The sequence below is a fragment of the Clostridium sp. Marseille-P7770 genome (genome assembly GCF_902143525.1).
Lineage (GTDB): Bacteria > Bacillota > Clostridia > Lachnospirales > Lachnospiraceae > Pilosibacter.
Map to the genome: position 1 here is coordinate 641,251 of NZ_CABFVC010000001.1, position 17,843 is coordinate 659,093.

14 protein-coding genes and 1 tRNA gene are annotated in these 17,843 nt (G+C 43.6%); 1 reads left to right on the forward strand and 14 read right to left on the reverse strand.

Annotated features, from left to right (window positions below; genetic code table 11):
- Positions 1 to 13 precede the first annotated feature (13 nt).
- The 10 genes from FN001_RS02985 to FN001_RS03030 form a co-directional block, all read right to left on the reverse strand.
- Entirely contained in the window at positions 14 to 1,057 is a 1,044-nt protein-coding gene (locus FN001_RS02985; protein WP_142410747.1) for a sensor histidine kinase, read from the reverse strand.
- Positions 1,057 to 1,767, reverse strand: coding sequence for a response regulator transcription factor (locus FN001_RS02990; protein ID WP_117485576.1), 711 nt, complete (start codon positions 1,765 to 1,767; stop codon positions 1,057 to 1,059). The genes FN001_RS02985 and FN001_RS02990 overlap by 1 nt, the downstream gene beginning before the upstream one ends.
- On the reverse strand, positions 1,746 to 3,179 hold the full coding sequence (locus FN001_RS02995) for a phospholipase D family protein (RefSeq protein ID WP_142410748.1): 1,434 nt from the start codon (positions 3,177 to 3,179) through the stop codon (positions 1,746 to 1,748). Before FN001_RS02995 ends, FN001_RS02990 begins: the two co-directional genes overlap by 22 nt.
- Before the next feature lie 172 nt (positions 3,180 to 3,351).
- Complete coding sequence (cls, locus tag FN001_RS03000) at positions 3,352 to 4,911, reverse strand: cardiolipin synthase (protein WP_142410749.1); 1,560 nt, start codon at positions 4,909 to 4,911, stop codon at positions 3,352 to 3,354.
- A gap of 45 nt (positions 4,912 to 4,956) precedes the next feature.
- On the reverse strand, positions 4,957 to 5,934 hold the full coding sequence (gene bsh, locus FN001_RS03005; RefSeq protein ID WP_142410750.1) for a choloylglycine hydrolase: 978 nt from the start codon (positions 5,932 to 5,934) through the stop codon (positions 4,957 to 4,959).
- A 156-nt stretch (positions 5,935 to 6,090) separates the two neighbouring features.
- Positions 6,091 to 6,162, reverse strand: a tRNA-Arg gene (locus FN001_RS03010).
- 648 nt (positions 6,163 to 6,810) lie between these two features.
- Entirely contained in the window at positions 6,811 to 7,716 is a 906-nt protein-coding gene (locus FN001_RS03015; protein WP_118533355.1) for a DUF3881 family protein, read from the reverse strand.
- A 5-nt stretch (positions 7,717 to 7,721) separates the two neighbouring features.
- On the reverse strand, positions 7,722 to 8,525 hold the full coding sequence (locus tag FN001_RS18665) for a DUF4446 family protein (protein ID WP_142410751.1): 804 nt from the start codon (positions 8,523 to 8,525) through the stop codon (positions 7,722 to 7,724).
- A gap of 36 nt (positions 8,526 to 8,561) precedes the next feature.
- Positions 8,562 to 9,809 (reverse strand): ParB/RepB/Spo0J family partition protein, encoded by a 1,248-nt coding sequence (locus tag FN001_RS03025; RefSeq protein WP_486463468.1) that lies wholly within the window; start codon positions 9,807 to 9,809, stop codon positions 8,562 to 8,564.
- Complete coding sequence (locus FN001_RS03030; protein ID WP_142410752.1) at positions 9,809 to 10,579, reverse strand: ParA family protein; 771 nt, start codon at positions 10,577 to 10,579, stop codon at positions 9,809 to 9,811. The genes FN001_RS03025 and FN001_RS03030 overlap by 1 nt, the downstream gene beginning before the upstream one ends.
- Positions 10,580 to 11,688: 1,109 nt before the next feature.
- Here FN001_RS03030 and FN001_RS03035 point away from each other — a divergent pair.
- Positions 11,689 to 12,639: an alpha/beta fold hydrolase gene (locus FN001_RS03035; RefSeq protein ID WP_118533359.1), complete on the forward strand. Its 951-nt coding sequence runs from the start codon at positions 11,689 to 11,691 to the stop codon at positions 12,637 to 12,639.
- Positions 12,640 to 12,755: 116 nt separating this feature from the next.
- On the opposite strand, the gene rsmG is transcribed toward FN001_RS03035, so the two are convergent.
- The 4 genes from rsmG to jag all read right to left on the reverse strand — a co-directional run bounded on the left by rsmG (position 12,756) and on the right by jag (position 17,830).
- Positions 12,756 to 13,502: a 16S rRNA (guanine(527)-N(7))-methyltransferase RsmG gene (gene rsmG / locus FN001_RS03040; protein WP_118322274.1), complete on the reverse strand. Its 747-nt coding sequence runs from the start codon at positions 13,500 to 13,502 to the stop codon at positions 12,756 to 12,758.
- A gap of 4 nt (positions 13,503 to 13,506) precedes the next feature.
- Entirely contained in the window at positions 13,507 to 15,462 is a 1,956-nt protein-coding gene (mnmG, locus tag FN001_RS03045) for a tRNA uridine-5-carboxymethylaminomethyl(34) synthesis enzyme MnmG (protein WP_142410753.1), read from the reverse strand.
- 15 nt (positions 15,463 to 15,477) lie between these two features.
- The gene (gene mnmE / locus FN001_RS03050; RefSeq protein WP_142410754.1) at positions 15,478 to 16,854 is read right to left on the reverse strand and encodes a tRNA uridine-5-carboxymethylaminomethyl(34) synthesis GTPase MnmE; all 1,377 of its coding nucleotides are present in this window, start codon (positions 16,852 to 16,854) and stop codon (positions 15,478 to 15,480) included.
- Positions 16,855 to 17,113: 259 nt separating this feature from the next.
- A complete protein-coding gene (gene jag, locus FN001_RS03055; protein ID WP_142410755.1) occupies positions 17,114 to 17,830 on the reverse strand; it encodes an RNA-binding cell elongation regulator Jag/EloR in 717 nt (238 codons plus the stop codon).
- Between the last annotated feature and the right edge of the window lie 13 nt (positions 17,831 to 17,843).

Below are 17,843 nucleotides of genomic sequence, written 5' to 3' on the forward strand. Positions count from 1 at the left end.
GTTTTTCTTAAACTTATATGACCTCATCTTTCTGTATTGGAAGCTCTACAACAAATCTGCATCCACCATATTCCCGGTTTTCTGCCTTGATTGTCCCGCCAGCACTATCTACGATCCGTTTCACAAGTGCAAGGCCGAGACCATTTCCTTCTGCTTTGTGAGAACCGTCTGCCTGATAAAATTTATCAAATATTCTGGTTTTCACATCATCCTCTATTCCCGGTCCTTCATCTTCCAGAATAAACATTACAGAATCCTTTTCCTGCTTCAGAAACATCATAATTGTCCCCTTTGCAGGACTGAACTTAATCGCATTATCTAAAAGATTCATCCATATATGCATAAAAAGTCCTTCATTCCCAGTATATTTAACTTCCTCCAGCTCTACCTGGAAACCAATTTCTTTTTCTGTCCATTTTGTCTCCAGGGAAAGAAATGCCTGACGGATCTGTTCATCCAAACGATATTCTGTTTTTTTCATTGGTATGTTCTGATTCTCTAACTTGGATAACAGCAAAATATTTCCAACCAATCCGGAAAGCCTTTGGGTATTAAACAGGATTTTTTCTACATATTCCTCTTGCTCCTGAGACAGTTCTTCTCCCTGAAGAAGCATTGTATACCCTTCAATGGCATTGATCGGGGTCTTAAACTCATGAGAAACATTAGAGACAAAATCCATCTGCAGTACTTCTGTTGCACGAAGCTCTTTTGTCATCACATTAAAACTCTGGTAAGATTCTCCAACTTCTGCGATACGGCTGTTCGTTTCCAAGTGCTGTTCAAAATCTCCCTGCGAAACTTCCTTCATTGCTTTACTGAGTCTGGTAATTGGTTCCAGCAACCTTGCATTGATAAAGGAAGTAATCAGCCCTGCAATCAATGTATTAAAAATCAAAAGCCAGCCAAGCACAGGTATGCTACCAGGCAGATTAAAAAAATGATTCAAAAAAGCAAATAATAACGCAGATATGACTGTTGAAAATACAAGTGCCAGCCAGATTGCACCAGTCAGACAGGATCGGATCCGCAATCCTTTTTCTTCCTTTTGTTCCATTATTTTTTCACCACCTTGTATCCAATTCCACGCATTGTTACGATTTCAAAATCAGGGTTATCTTTCAAACGCTCCCTGATTCTTCCTATATGTACCTCTATCGTATGTGGGTCTGCCTCCGTCTCGTATCCCCATACTTCATCCATCAACTGTTGTTTTGTAAATGTTCTGCCTGGCGATGCTGCAAGCTTATATAAAAGCAGGAATTCTTTTTTAGGCAAAACAAGACTTTCCTTATCAGTTGTAACCGTCATTGCATCATAATCAAACTCTGTTGAACCGATCACAATTTTGTGTTCATTCAGTATCTGTGCACGGCGAAGCAGTGCTCCGACTCTTAAAACCATTTCATTCACATTTACCGGTTTTACCATATAATCGTCACTTCCCGAAAGAAATCCCTGGCGCATATCATCAAAGGAACCTTTCGCAGTGATCATAAGTACCGGTATCTGATATCCTGCTGAACGGAGTTCCGACACCAGTTCATAACCATCCATAACCGGCATCATAATATCGGAAATGATCAGATCAATATACTCTTTATCCAATATTTCTAATGCCAGTGCTCCATCCGATGCACTTTTGACCTGATATCCATTCTTCTCAAGCACTTTTTGGAATAGCTGGCTTAATTCTTTATCATCTTCTACAATCAATATTTGAAACACGTTTTCCTTCCTCCTTATTAGAACAGATACCTTGCCCATCCAAGCAGATGCTGTACCAAAAGTACGTTTCTCTGACGCTTCTTTGTCAATTCAATTGGCTCTACATGATACGGATCACGATAGGTTCCATCTTCCAATACCTGTCGGGACACTCTTTCATATTCCATCATGCCTTCTTCCAACTGTTTATTAATCTCTTTGCTGCGTATTACAAGCATCAGTTCCGTATCCAGATACGTGCTTCTCATATCCATGTTAAAGGAACCGATTACGGATAGATCATCATCAATCAGGATGCTTTTTCCGTGGTAAGAATAGCCGCCTTCATACTCCCAGATATCAATTCCTGTATTTAAAATTCTGTTTCTGTTTCTCGCATAATCAGCAGAACCAAACGGATTTCCATTGTTGGCAACCGAATTGGTCATGATAGAAAAATCCGGAACTCTCTCCGCAATCTCTTTCCATGTATTATACATCATATCATTGCAGATAATATATGGTGTATGAATTTTCACGCGCTCTTTTGCATTTTTCATTAGTTCTCCCAGTTGATACCAGACTACTGGTTCCTTGGAACCTGTGTGGATAGGATTTGACACTAATGCAATCTTTTCTGTCTCAAAAGTTTCGTCCGTGTAATCGGTATCGCAGATTCTTTCCTTATTCTCTTCAAAATATTTCTGATAGCCGTTCTGCAGCTCTAAAACTGCGTTCTTTACAGATTTTCTATTTGCCAGTTTTTTATTGTCATGAAAATAACCACTGTCTTCTTGTTCCCATATCGTTTCAAAATACTCTAACAACTGGTTAACTGAATTTTCTTTCTCAGGTTCATCGCAAACCACTAACACGTCTCTGTCATAGTTCTTATGTCCCGGAAAATCACCCAGGAAATAATTGTATGTATTTCTTCCCCCAAGAATATATCTCTTTCCATCTGCAATCAAATATTTATCATGCATTCTACCCATCATTTTCCACGGTTTCAACGGATTGGCCTTATTATACAGTTTAATTTCAACATTCTCATGGGAAGATAATCCATAGAAATACGGATTTCCTTCCATATCAATCCAGCTCTCCATTCCATCTACTAACAGACGAACATGCACACCTCTGTCTGCCGCATCATGCAGTGCTCCTAAGATCAATTTTCCACTTTCATCTGATTGAAATGCAAAAGTAGAAAGAATAATGTCTTCTTTTGCATTTCGGATCAAACGCACTCTTTGTAAAAGTGCTTCTGGATTTTTTTCTATGATCACTGCTCGTTCCATATTCTCGCTGCGTTCGTTCCACGAATCATTTTGTGTTTCTTTTTTGATGGTATTAGACACTTCCGGCTGTTTTTTATATGCAATACAGATTCCAAATAATTCATAAAAAGCCACACATAAAAAAATTGACAGTATAACAAAAACAATTTTACATATCTTACGTTTTCCCATCGCACATCACCTGACTTTTTTTCATCTTATGTCTATACAATACAAAGTCAACCTCAATTTTACCTCAACAGAATTAATTTTATCCATGTAAATTTCCTGTACCGGCAATCAGACATAACAAAAACGACCTCTCAAAATCAACTATTTTTTGAAAGGTCGTTTCACTAAATTCTTATAACAATCCAGCAAATAATCTCATAAATAATTGTCCCAGTCGCAAATATGCACTGCGCCCAGTACAATATTGATCTGTTACATCACGACATTCTCCCATCGTTCTTATCAGATCATTTTTAATTTCCACAACTGCCTGACAATCTGCCATAAAACAGCCGTTTTCAAAATGATGATATAAGCTTCTATAATCCAGATTGATTGTTCCACAGGTTGCCATACAGTCATCCACTATACTCATTTTCGCATGGCAAAATCCTGGTGTCCATTCATAAACTCGCACTCCATGTTTAACCAATCCATGATAAAAAGAGCGAGTTATATTATAAATGAATTTTTTATCAGGAATTCCTGGTGTGATAATTCTTACGTCTACTCCTCGCTTAGCAGCCAGACATAACGCATGTGTCATTTCGTCTGTTATAATTAGATATGGTGTCATAAACCAACAGTAATTTTCGGCCTTATTTATCATACTGATATAAACTTCTTCTCCGACCTGCTCATTATCCATAGGACTGTCTGCATAAGGCTGAACAAAACCTGTTTGCTGTGCTTTATAATCGTAATGAATAATGTATTTACTAAAATCAGTATCATTCGTAGCTTTTTCACTAACAGCATTCCACATTTCTAAAAATGTCACTGTAAGCGACTGAACAGCATCTCCTTCTAAACGAATACCGGTATCTTTCCACTGCCCATACGGATGCGTATAATTAAAGTATTCATTTGCAATATTATATCCACCTGTAAATCCAACTTTTCCATCAATTACTGTTATTTTTCTGTGATCACGATTGTTCAAAAATAGATTTAAGCCTGGCACAAATGGATTGAATACACGACAATGAATTCCTATACTCTCCATCTTTTTTACAAAATCTGTGTTAATAAAACCTATAGACCCCATATCATCATAGAATACCCTGACTTCCACACCGGCTTTTACTCTCTCTTCCAGAACATCTTGAATCTTATGCCAAGCTTCAGCATCTTCTATCGCATGATATTCCATGAAGATAAACTTTTGTGCTTTCGCAAGTTCTTCAAGCTGTGCCTCTAATCCCTTTACTGCTTCATCAAAATACTTGATATCCGTATTCTGATAGATTGGATACCACGAATTTCTTTGTATGTAACTTGCAATATTTCCTGCTTTCGGAATCTTTTCTTTTATTCTGCTTAAACACTCCTGATTGTCTGGAAGCATTGGTAACAATTTGCTATCAATTTCTGCATATCGCTCACGCATTTTATGCGTGCCACCATTCAAGCCAATCAATAAATACAGGCCTACACCCATAATTGGGAAAATCAGAATTAAAATGACCCAAGGCATTTTCATAGAAGATGTCTTATCTGACGCATACAATCTCAAAACTAAGATTCCACTTAAAATTCTGGTAAATAAATTTATGATTTCTGCATATTCATTCAAGCGCGTTACGATAGTAATAATAAAAATCACTTCAAGAAAAATACAGATTATGGAAAAGCACAATCGTTTTATTCCATTTGTTGTTTTTGCTTTTCCTTCTAAGGTATCTTGCTTCATATGTATTCCACCTCTTCTTTCTACGTCAGCTCTATATTCAAAATACTATTTATTTTGATAATTGATTCGTTCCCCTTGAATTACTGGATAACAAATCAATTTATTACTTTCCAGATCCTCTGCATGCATATCTACCGCACTGATCTGATGATTTTCATAAGTATTATAATAATAGATACCTTTAATAACATTACAACAAGATGTATACAATGTGATTTCATATTTTCCATCAGTCACTTCGCAACATCCACGTTGCCGATCCACAGATCCAAGAATGTGAAAGAACTGACTAACACTTTCTTCCTCAGATTCACCTGAAATTGCATTTACCTTTGTAAAAGCCACACGCACAAAACGAGAAGAAGATGAAAGATCTCCCGGAAGACCTAAACCTCCCATACCTCTACTATATGCATTAAGAGCCAAATTTCCTCCAAAAGTGTTTTGGGGTTGCTTTGGGGATAAATACATATAATTATTTAATTGAAACATCTGCTGTGGAAATGGCGGATTATTCGTAAGCACTCCTACAGGATTATCGTAAATATGTAGACCATCTGACATAGACTCTACAGTAATTGATTCATTTTCATCAGCGATAATCCAATGCAATTGTGCTAATGGCAATTGCTCGCTGAAAGGAGTATTAACAATATTAATTCGATTAAGAAGCTTACGAACTTCTGCTAAAGAAGCACACTGACTTAAAATCCATGGAATAAATTCAAACTGTGCAATATTTTCCACATCTGGTTGAACCTCGGAATAAACAGCATTTCCGACAAAATTCAGACCTGCCATTGCCACTCCTTTTTCATTCATCGCATCATAATATAAAGGATAATCCTCTGCAACATGAGCCATTCCAATAATTGCATAATGATTTTTCATATCGCCAACATGACGGAAATGGAATGAATAGTTACGTGGTGTAATTACTATCTGATCACCGTAAGAGAATTCATAATCGAGGGTTCGTCCAAAGTAAAAATCTTTTGTCTTATAGGTTGCTGCTGTACACATGATTGTTTATCCTCCTAAATAATATGAACTATTGGTGCCCGTTAATAAATTTCGATGCTCGATATCTGCGTTTAAGTGTTCTTTCGGTGCTCACGAGCACCGGAAAAAAAGAAAAAGCAGCAATGAGTTTTTACGATCATTGCTGCAAAAAATGCACGTTCCCAGGGGGAATCGAACCCTCAACTAGTGCTTAGGAGGCGCTTGTTATATCCATTTAACTATGGGAACAAATGCCGTATTTTCGGGCTTTTTCAGCCTTTTCGGTCACGGCGACCAACTTTATGAACTCGATCACTTTCGTGATGAATCATCTGATTTCTTATTTCGACATTTCTATATGCCACTGTTCTAATCGGACTCATTGTTACCACCTTTTTAAGTTCCACGGCTTTAACCATGGTTACTTCTTAGGAGGCGTGTGCTCTATCCAGCTGAGCTATATGGACGTGTCTAATATATGATTATAGCCCGATGAAAGTCGAACTGCAATCCCTTATTTAGTTTTTTTGAGGTGACCGTTGTAACGCAACCTTAGGAGACGAACGCTCTATACTACTGAGCTACAGAGACATGCAGTCTAAAAAACTACGATATATATCTTACCAAACAGAAGCCGGAAAGTCAAGGAATCGCAACTTTTAGAGAAGTATTTCTTCAGGTTTTATTTCATTGTTTCAATCCACAGCCGGTAATTTAACGGAGACTGACTGTGATTTGCTTCGTGTCAGTGGGGGATACCGATTTCTCTCCGCCCACCACTGCCATTAAGTTTTCCATTGGCAATTCATCTTACCACCTATAGAGGTGGGAGAATTCTTGCTGTTGTTAGTTAAAATAAGGTCATACAAAGCTCTTTCTGCTGCCTAGAAAACTTTCCTATTTTTGACTCTGTTTCGCACGATACGGTTCCAGCTTTAAGGTTCCCTGCATCCAGATCTGCCCTTTGAACCGGCGTCCGGGCTGGGGTTCTCCTAAGAGATCTTTACTGTTGATACAGATCACAAACTCCAGGTCATGGCTCTCGATCTTCATGCGATAAATTTCTTCTTTTGTATAAATATTTCGTATTTTCTCGACTTCTTTAATTTCTCCAATAATAGAATACTGATCACACTCCACGCCACACGGCATAAAGCAGGAGTCGATAATGGAGTAGAGATCCTCTTTCATCGCTCTTCTGGAGATCTGTGAGTAGAGATCAATATCCTCGATCGTCAGCGTCTCCATCGCTTCCTCGTCCCCGTTCTTTGCGGCCTCGATCAGACTGCTGCGGTCTTTTGCTGCAACCTTCGCCTTCTGGATCTGTTTCTGACTTTTTTTGATCGGAAGAAGGATCTTTCCTCCGATGGACATACCGGAAAAGCAGACGGATCCGATCTTTGAGTGATGCTCTTTATCCAGCATTTTTTCCCGGAATTCCAGGAAATTCTGGATATAAAAGATCAGTGTAATGCCGACTTTATTCTCGTCCACCATTCCGGAGTATGTCTCTTTCTCCGTATGCCGCTGGACTGAACACTCTTCCGTTGATCCGACAATGTTGCTCTCCAGATACGGGAAGTAAAATTCCCGCTCGAAGTCTCCATCATCATTCAGTTCCCCGACGATCGAGATGCCAAGTCCCGGGGCCACTTCCGTCCGCATTTCGCAGACATTGCTGTCCTCATCGACCTGGACACACTTCGTCATCGACGGCTGCCGTTCCAGCAGATCCAGAAGCTTTTCAATATCTTTTTTCTTTGTATACATGCTGAAACCAGCTGCACGTAAAAATTTATGCATATGGATCAATAATCTCCTTTATCCTCGCCATCGGGATCGTCCGGCAGTGCATCGTAATCCTCGATGGTATCTGTCTGGATCTCGACCTCTTCCACATCGTATGCGTCCGCATACCGTTTTACACGTTCTTCTTCATCTTCACGGCGCTCTGCCTGACGTCTTCTCAGCTCTTTCATGCGCTCGCTCTTCTTCCGCTCGCTGCTCGGAACCTCGATATCCTGCTCACCGGAACCACCTTTTCTCTCTTTCTTCTTTCCAGCTGCAGCCTTCTCTTTCTGGGCGATCCGTTCATCCATCGTCGGACGTTTTACATATCCCAGGGCCTGCTCCAGCGCCTCCTGTTCCTCTCCGCCGAGGAGAACTTCCGTCGCTCCTTCCTCTACCTCTTTTAAGTAGATATAGCAGCCTTCACGGCTGTGAACGACGTCCAGTACGAAACCGCTGTTGTTGTTATCCAGCATTGCGATGACAAAGCTCAGATTTCCGCCCATACCCTTAAATGCGTTGTACTTGACGTATCCGAATTTCTGGAACGAGGACTTGATCTGCTTTGAAAGCTGCTTCATCGCATCCCGGCTCACCCGGTCTTTTTCCTGAAGTTCTTCCATCTCGTCCATGATGTCCATGATCGTATCTTCCAGTGTCTCCGCGTCTTTTCCGCGCATGAACATGTCATATCTGCGGTACAGTTTATTGAGCTTCACAATACAGATGATCACCACGATCAGCAACGCCACTGACAGGATTGAAAATCCTACGATCAGCGCCATTGGATCAATGGGAAGATTGTATAACATACTGTTTTCCATATTCTGTTTTCTGTCCTTCCGTTTATGTCTGTGCTTTTATGATTTTAAAGATTCCATGAGTTCGATCAGTCTCTCTAGCTCTTCCTGGGAGTAATACTCGATCTCGATCCTTCCCTTATTTTTATCCTTCTGATTGATGACAACCTTGGTTCCCATGATGGATTTTAATTTGTCCTCAACCTGACGGTAGATCAGATCAATATCCGGTCCTTTTTCCGGTTTCTTTTCCTTCGGCGGGCGGTTCATCATCTTGACAAGTTTTTCCACGTCACGGACGCTTAATTTCTCTTCAACGATCTTCACTGCAACCTGGTACTGACGTTCTCTGTCCTCAAGTCCTAAAAGTGCTCTCGCATGTCCGCTGGAAATTTTTCCTTCCGCCAGCATATCCTGCACTCTGGAATCAAGTTTCAACAGACGCATGCTGTTTGTGATCGTCGCACGGTTCTTGGAAACGCGATTCGCGATCTCCTCCTGAGTCAGATGAAACTCCTGGATCAGCTGTTGGAAAGCCTGTGCTTCCTCGATCGGGTTTAAATCCGCACGCTGGACATTCTCGATCAGGGCGATCTCCATCGTCTGCTGTTTGTCATACTCGCGGATCAGTACCGGAACATCCGTGATCCCTGCAAGCTTTGCCGCGCGCCAGCGGCGCTCACCGGCGATGATCTCGTAGTGACTACCCTTTTTCTGGACGATCAGCGGCTGTAGAATTCCATACTGTTTGATGGAATCAGCCAGTTCCTGAAGACTTTCTTCGTCAAAATTCTTTCGCGGCTGCTCGCTGTTCGGCTCGATCAGATTGAGTTTTAAGGTCTGCTCGACAGGTTTTTCTACGATCTTCTCAACCGGCTTTTCAACCACTTTCTCAACGATTTTTTCAACTGGCTTCTCGACGATCTTTTCTACGATCTTCTCGACTGGTTTCTCGACGATCTTCTCAACGATCTTTTCTACCGGTTTTTCTACGATCTTTTCGATGATGATCGGTTCATTTGCCTTCTGTCCGTTTGCTGACGGCGCATTTCCGGAAACACCATTTTTATTCTTCCCCTGGTTTTCCTGGCCCTTCACCACGCTACTATTTCCCGCATCTCCGTTCCCGGCTATCCCTGTTTTTTCTGTATTCTTAGCTGTATTTTCCGGCTTTTTCTCAGCCGTTTTTCCCATTAACTGTTCTTTTCTTTCACTTCTGCTCACTTTTTCTCCAGAAGTTTCTTTCGTATTTGCAACCTCTTCTCCAAAAAAAGCGCCAAGTCCCTTTCCTAATCCACGCTTTGCCATTATATCTCTTCTCCTCTGCTGATGACTTCCGCTGCTAAAAGTCTGTAGCTCTCCGCGCCTGATGACCGGCTGTCATAGAGATTGATCGGCATACCATAGCTCGGTGCCTCCGCCAGTCTGACGTTTCTTGGAATGATCGTCTTGTAGATATTTTCATTCAGATGTTCTTTTACATTCTCTACGACTTCCAGAGACAGATTTGTTCTCGAGTCATACATCGTAAATACAACGCCCTCTACTTCCAGCGCCGGATTTAGTTTTTTCTGAACAAGATTTACTGTTTTCAACACCTGGCTTAATCCTTCCAGTGCATAATATTCACATTGGATCGGGACAAGTACCGTATTGGCTGCTGTCAACGCATTGATCGTCAGAAGGTTCAGAGACGGCGGGCAGTCGATAATGATAAAATCATACTTACTATTTAATAGCTCCAGATTTTTCTTCAGGATGCATTCCTTTTCCTCCATATCAAGGAGTTCGATCTCCGCTCCTGCAAGATCCACATCCGATGGCATTACATCCAGACGTTCCTGAACGCTCGGATTGATGCACTCTTCCACCGTGCATTCTCCCATAAGGAGTTCATATACAGTATTGTCAATATTTCCTTTTTCCAATCCAAGTCCGCTTGTTGTATTTCCCTGCGGATCAAAGTCCACAGTCAGCACTCTCTGTCCTGCTTCAGCCAGGCAGGCCGACAAATTGATCGCGGTTGTCGTTTTTCCGACACCACCCTTTTGATTTGTGATTGCAATAATACGTCCCATACCTCTATCCTTTCCGCAGGTCAGCTCTACCTATTTTTATCGTTACTATTTATATTCAAAACTTTAGCGAAACTTAGTATAACACAATTTTCCCTATTTTCCTATTGATTTACCCTATAAAATTAAAAATGTTTCACGTGAAACATTTTTGCAATTCCTACAAGGCATAGCCGCACAGTTTCTGATCGTGCATTAGTGCTTTGTTATACAATGTTTATAACGTATCCATCGCAGTATATGTTTCACGTGAAACATATACTGCAATTTACAGCTCGCTTTCCTTTTTCTTTTCAAGATCTTATTTCTATGTTTACTTTTTGATGCTCCATGTCTCACATAAAGTATCATGGCTTATCCATTTATTTTTAGTGTTTTTCTTTCATTTTTCTCTTATAGTACTTTTCTAAGCTTCTTTCATACTTTTACGAAACTTCAGTGTCTTTTCTTAAATGTTTCACGTGGAACATTTTTTCTTCCCATCAATATTTTCTATTTGTACTTATCCGTAAACCATTTTCTTTTTCATGTGCATTTTCTCTCAGATGTTTCACGTGGAACATTTCCGCTCTATAATATACTTACCAGCACTTTCTATCTTCCGTCTTTCACATAAGCCGTTTTTCTTGTTCATGTACATTTTCTTTCAGACGTTTCACGTGGAACATTATATTTCGCTCTCAACTCGTTTTTTATTAAAATGTTTCACGTGAAACAATCTGCTCTTCCGATTTTTTCGCTCTGATGTTTCACGTGGAACATCGCCATTTTCTTTCCATGTATTTCCCATCAAGCACAACTTTTTTCCCTCATTTCGATATTCCTCTGTGAACTACATCGGCAATTGAATAACCGAGGATTCCCGCTTGTTATCCTAAGTCCAATATATCACCAATCTTCCTACTGCCGCCTTTTAATCTGAAATCTTTTTCTCAGACAACTGCCAATTTTCTTCAGAAACATTTCATACTTTCGCCTGTTGTATCTCCCCACCAATTATATTATAATATATCCATGGAACAGCCCGGGAAAGCGGTATAAATTCACTGCTCTTCTCTCGCAAAAGTTCCTGTTTCTATTCGATATTCCATCATCCAATTTCGAGGTGAACTATGAAAGCAAAAAACAGAATCATCACTGCTGTTCTTCTCTCTGCCGGTGCGGCTGTCGGAACAGCGCTGATCAACAAATACATCAAGATGTCCGCGGTTTCAAGAAATCTTCTGGCTCAGCCGGAGCCACGCTGCTATCGCTGGAGACTTGGCAATATTTACTATACAAAGACCGGAACAGGAAAACCACTTCTTCTCGTTCATGATCTGACTCATGCATCCAGCGGCTGTGAATGGGATTCTTTGATCCCGCTTTTAAAAGAACATTACACCATTTACACGATCGACCTTTTAGGCTGCGGCCGTTCCGAAAAACCGAACCTGACTTATACAAACTTCCTCTATGTGCAGTTGTTAAACGATTTCGTGAAGTCTGAGATCGGTCGCCGCACAAATATTGTCGCTACCGGTGCCTCCGCTCCGATCGCAACAATGGCCTGCGGATACAATCCGGATCTCTTTGAGCAGATGATGTTCATCAATCCGGACTCACTCCTCTCCTGCTGCCATATACCGGGAAAATCTGCAAAATGTTACAAGTTGATCCTCGATCTCCCGATCGTCGGAACTCTGCTCTACAATTTTGCATCTGCGAGAAGTATCATCTCCAAAACATTCTCCGAGAACTACTTCTACAATCCGTACGATGTAAATCCGCACAACCTCGACAAATATTATGAGTCCGCCCATCTTGGCGACTCTCCGAAGTCTGTCTACGCCAGCGTCCAGTGTAATTACACGAAATGTAACATCACAAAAACTCTGGAAAAGATCGACAACAGCATCTATATTCTCGGCGGTGAAGCGGAGCCGGATATCGATCTGATCACAAAAGAATATACGAAGTGCAACCCAGCGATCGAGTCCAGCACGATTGCCAACACAAAACATCTTCCGCAGATTGAAAAGCCGGAGGAGGTCAGCTCGATCATTCAGATGTTTTTCAACTGATGACATTTATCAAAAATATCCCAAATGTTTCACGTGAAACATTCCTGCCCATAAATAAAAACAAAGCGCCGGTCCTGTGTAAATCAGGATCAGCGCTTGTTTTTTATCAATAATCGTTACTTCAACGGTTCCTTCCCCGGAAGTCCCGCCTTTCTCGGATATTTCTTTGCAGTGACTGCCATCTTCTTGACCGGGACAAAGGTGCGTTCCACATCTGTCTCCGGAAGAACTTTTACGATCACTTCTTTCAGTTCTCCGCCGAGTTTTTTTACCGCAGATTTCGCCTGTTCGATCTCCTCGTCAGCTTTCCCCGATTTATACGGAATAAAATAGCCGCCTTTTTTCACGAACGGAATGCAGTATTCGGAAAGTGTGGACATATTCGCAACCGCACGGGATACGCAGAGATCAAACTGTTCCCTGTATTTCGGGTCGCGGCCGTAATCCTCGGCGCGGCCGTGGACTGCTGTGATATCAGTAAGTCCCAGTGCCTCGATCACTTCATTTAAGAATCCGACTCTCTTATTTAAGGAATCCAAGAGTGTGATCTTAAGGCCAGGAAATGCGATCTTTAACGGAATTCCCGGAAATCCCGCTCCGGTTCCCACATCGATACAGCTGTATTTCGATGACGCATCCAGTTTTAATCCAAGCTCAGGTGCAGCAAGAACAAGGAGCAGACTGTCCACGAAATGCTTTGTGATCACATCTGAAAGCTCCGTGATCGCCGTGAGATTCATCACTTTATTCTTCTCGATCAGCATCTCATAATACTTGAAAAACTGCTCTTTCTGCTGATCCGAAAGCGTCACTCCGAGATCCGCGCAGCCCTGATCCAATAATTTTACAAATTCATCTGTCATGTTATTACTTTCTCCCCATCTGCTCCAGATGTACCATCAGCACGGAAATATCAGCCGGAGACACACCGGAAATTCTGGACGCCTGGCCGATATTCTCAGGTTTGTAGAGATTCAGTTTCTGGACTGCCTCTCTTCGAAGGCTGTTCACCGTCGTATAGTCGAGATCCGCCGGGATTTTTCTTCCTTCCAGCTTCTTGAACTGAGCTACCTGCTGCTTCTGTCTGCGGATATATCCGTCATATTTCAGATTTATGTCAACCTGTTCCCGCACATCAGCCGGAAGTTCCGGTCTCTTCTCGTCGAGTTCCGCCAGCATCTCATAATTCAGTTCCGGTCTCTTAATGAGTTCTGCGAGTGTGCTTCCGGATTTTAATGTTGTACTTCCATGTGCCTCAAGGAACTTCTGAACTTTCTCGTTCGCTCCGATCGTCGCCTTTTCCAGACGGGCAATCTCCTCCTCGATGGCTTTTTCTTTCCATACCACGTATTCATACTGCTCATCCGACACAAGGCCGATCTCATGTCCGATCCCACGAAGTCTGAGGTCCGCATTGTCCTGGCGAAGGAGCAGACGATATTCTGCTCTCGATGTCATCATACGGTACGGCTCATGATTCTCTTTCGTGACAAGATCATCGATCAGAACCCCGATATACGCCTGGGAACGGTCAAGGACCACTGCACTCTTCTCCTGCAGCTTTCTCGCCGCGTTGACGCCGGCCATAAAGCCCTGAACGGCAGCTTCCTCGTATCCGGAGCTTCCGTTAAACTGGCCGCCGGAGAATAATCCATCGATATTTTTAAATTCGAGAGACGATTTTAACTGTCTCGGGTTGATGCAATCATACTCAATTGCATATGCATTTCGAACAATTTTGACATTTTCAAGCCCCGGAACAGTCCGGTACATCGCATACTGGACATCCTCCGGAAGAGAACTCGACATTCCGCCGAGATACATCTCGTTCGTGTAGAGTCCCTCCGGCTCTACGAACACCTGATGGCGCTCCTTATCCGGGAATTTTACAACCTTATCCTCGATCGACGGGCAGTATCTCGGTCCCGTTCCTTCGATCGCACCGGAGAATAACGGCGAACGGTCCAGGTTGTTCCGGATGATCTCATGAGTCTTCTCATTTGTGTAGGTCAGCCAGCAGGAAATCTGGTCTTTCTGCACCGACTCCGGATCCGTGGAGAAGGAGAACGGAACGACGCGCTTGTCTCCGAACTGCTCTTCCATCTTCGAAAAATCGATACTTCTCTTATCTGCTCTCGCCGGAGTTCCTGTCTTAAAGCGGTACATCTCGATCCCGTTTGCCTTTAAGGAGTCTGTCAGATGGTTCGCCGCCTGCAGACCGTTCGGTCCTGTCGGATTGCTGACATCCCCGTAGATGCATCTCGCGCGGAGATATACGCCGGTTGCAAGAACGACCGCGCGGCACTTATAGCTCGCACCGGAATACGTTTTCACGCCGATGATCCGCTTTTTCACCGGATAGCTGCTCTCCTGCTGCCCGTTTTCTCCGTGTTCCTCTTTAAAGGTCCCGTATTCTCCCGGGATCTCCTCCGTCAGGATCTCAGCCACCTCGGCCTGGCGGATCGTCAGGTGATCCGTGTTTTCAAGGACGCGGCGCATGGATCTCGTATACTCCTGCTTATCCGCCTGGGCGCGCAGGGAATGGACCGCCGGCCCCTTTGACTCGTTTAACATCTTTGACTGGATAAATGTTTTATCGATATTTTTTCCCATCTCTCCGCCGAGGGCATCCAGCTCACGGACAAGATGTCCCTTGGAGCTTCCTCCGACGTTCGGGTTGCACGGCATCAGAGCGATGCTGTCCACGCTGACCGTGAACATGATCGTCTCAAATCCAAGTCTCGCTGCCGCAAGTGCCGCCTCGCATCCCGCATGGCCCGCACCGACAACTACAATATCATATGTCTCCTCTACTACCGGCATTTTATTTCCTCTTTTCTATTTTCCCATACAGAATTTGCTGAAGATCTCGTTCACCAGATCATCCTCCACGGATTCCCCGACGATGAGTCCCAGCTTCTCATACGCATCCATCAGATCGATCGAATAGAAATCCTCCGGCATGCCGTTCTCAATACTTTTCTCAACCATGGACATGCTCTCAAAAGCATCCTTTAGAGCCCTCACATGGCGCACATTCGTGATCATGACCTGGTCATTGAAGTCGATCTCACCTTCATAGAATAAAGCCTTTATCTCCTCTTCCAGGAGGTCAATTCCGGTCTCCTCCTTTGCGGAGATCCCGATCACCTTATGTCCCGACCGCTCTTCCACTTCTTTCGCGGACACGACCGGTTCCAGGTCGCTCTTATTCAAGAGGACAACGGCTTTCCGGTCATTTATGAAGTCCATGATCTGATAATCATTCTCATCCAGCTCTCTCGATCCATCCACGACGTAGATGATCAGATCTGCCTTCTTTGCCTCTTCCATCGCGCGGGAGACACCGATCTTTTCGACCACATCCTCCGTGTCCCGGATCCCGGCCGTATCCACAACATTTAAGCTGATCCCCTGAAGGTAGATATGTTCCTCCAGGATATCTCTCGTGGTTCCTGCCACATCCGTCACGATCGCACGGTCCTCACCGACTAAAACGTTCATCAGCGACGATTTTCCGGCATTCGGTTTCCCCAGGATAACCGTCTTCACGCCCTCTGAGACCACGCGTCCGTTTGAGGAGGAACGGATCAGTTTTTCCAGTTCTTTCTTCACGGAAAGGACCACGCCGAGGAGCTTCTCCCCGTATCCGTCCAGGGAAATATGCTCCGGGTCATCGAGCGCCGACTCGATAAAGGCGATCTCGTAGATAATCTGTTCCCGGATCTCATGGATCTCCTTCGATACACTTCCCCGAAGCTGGCTCACAGAGGACTGCAGCGCATATTCATTTTTCGCGTTGATCACGTCGATGACCGCCTCCGCCTGGGAGAGGTCGATCCTGCCGTTTAAGAACGCCCGTTTCGTAAATTCACCCGGCTCTGCCAGTCTCGCCCCGGCCTTTAAGACTGTCTCCAGGATCCGTCTCGTGACCAGCATGCCGCCGTGACAATCGATCTCCACGGTATCTTCCGCTGTGTAGCTCCGTGGTCCTCGCATAAGCATCAAAAGGACCTCATCCACAGCCTCATCCCCGTCATAAACGTATCCGTAATGGATCGTATGGCTCTCCGCCTCAGAAAGCTTTTTCTTTCCGGGTTCCCGAAAGACCTTTTCCGCGACTTCAACCGCGTTCTCACCGCTGATCCTCACGATTCCGATTCCTGAATTTCCCATCGCCGTGGCGATCGCTGCAATCGTATCTGTATATTCCATAATCTCCATCCTGTCACTCACGCCTGCTGCCTTAAAACATCAAGCTGAATGATCTTCTATTTTCTGGCTCCGCAAGTCCTGTAAACTCACAGAAATTCACACAATTAGTCACCCTATCATAGCACAAAGGGGTTGCCATAGGCAACCCCCTCTATCACGATATCTGTAACTATTCAGCACCTTCCTGGTTACCTTTGTTCCCAGACAAAATCAGCCATGCGTTCCCGCACAGTGCGGCGCATGGCTGATCTGTGAATTATTATTCCTGACTGCTGCTGCGATAGCTATTCTCAGAACCAGCGGTTCTTTCGCGTCTCTCGTATCTCGGTCTTCTCTCTCTGCGCTCTTCCTTCTTTAACGCGATCACAACATGGCGGAACGGCTCCTCACCTTCGCTCTTTGTGAATACGTATTTATCGTTCTGGAGTGCGGAGTGGATGATCCGTCTCTCATACGGATTCATCGGCTCTAAGGAAACCGGACGTCTTGTCCGCTTTACCTTGTAAGCGATATTCTTTGCGAGAGTCTCCAGTGTTTCTTTTCTTCTCTCTCTGTAATTTTCGGTATCCAGCTTGACTCTTAAGTAGTCCTCAGATTCCTTATTTACAACAAGGCTTACAAGATACTGAAGGGAATCGAGTGTCTGTCCTCTCTTGCCGATGAGAAGTCCCATCTCCTCGCCGGTCAGGTTGACATCCATCTCCTTTTCCTCTTCATTCATTTTCACTTCCACGTCAACAGCAAGGCCCATTGCATCGAAAACGGAATTCAGGAAATCTACGGCCCTATCGTCAACGGTCTCGATCTTCTTCGCGCGGATCACTGCCGGCTTGGAACCAAAAAGTCCGCCGAGAACTCCGGCACTTCCCTTTTCAACGACCTCATACTGAATCCGATCACTGCTCACACCGAGCTGCAGGGATGCCTGTGTGATTGCATCTTCCACAGTTTTCGCAGTCACTGTAATCATTTCCATAACAGAACCCCCT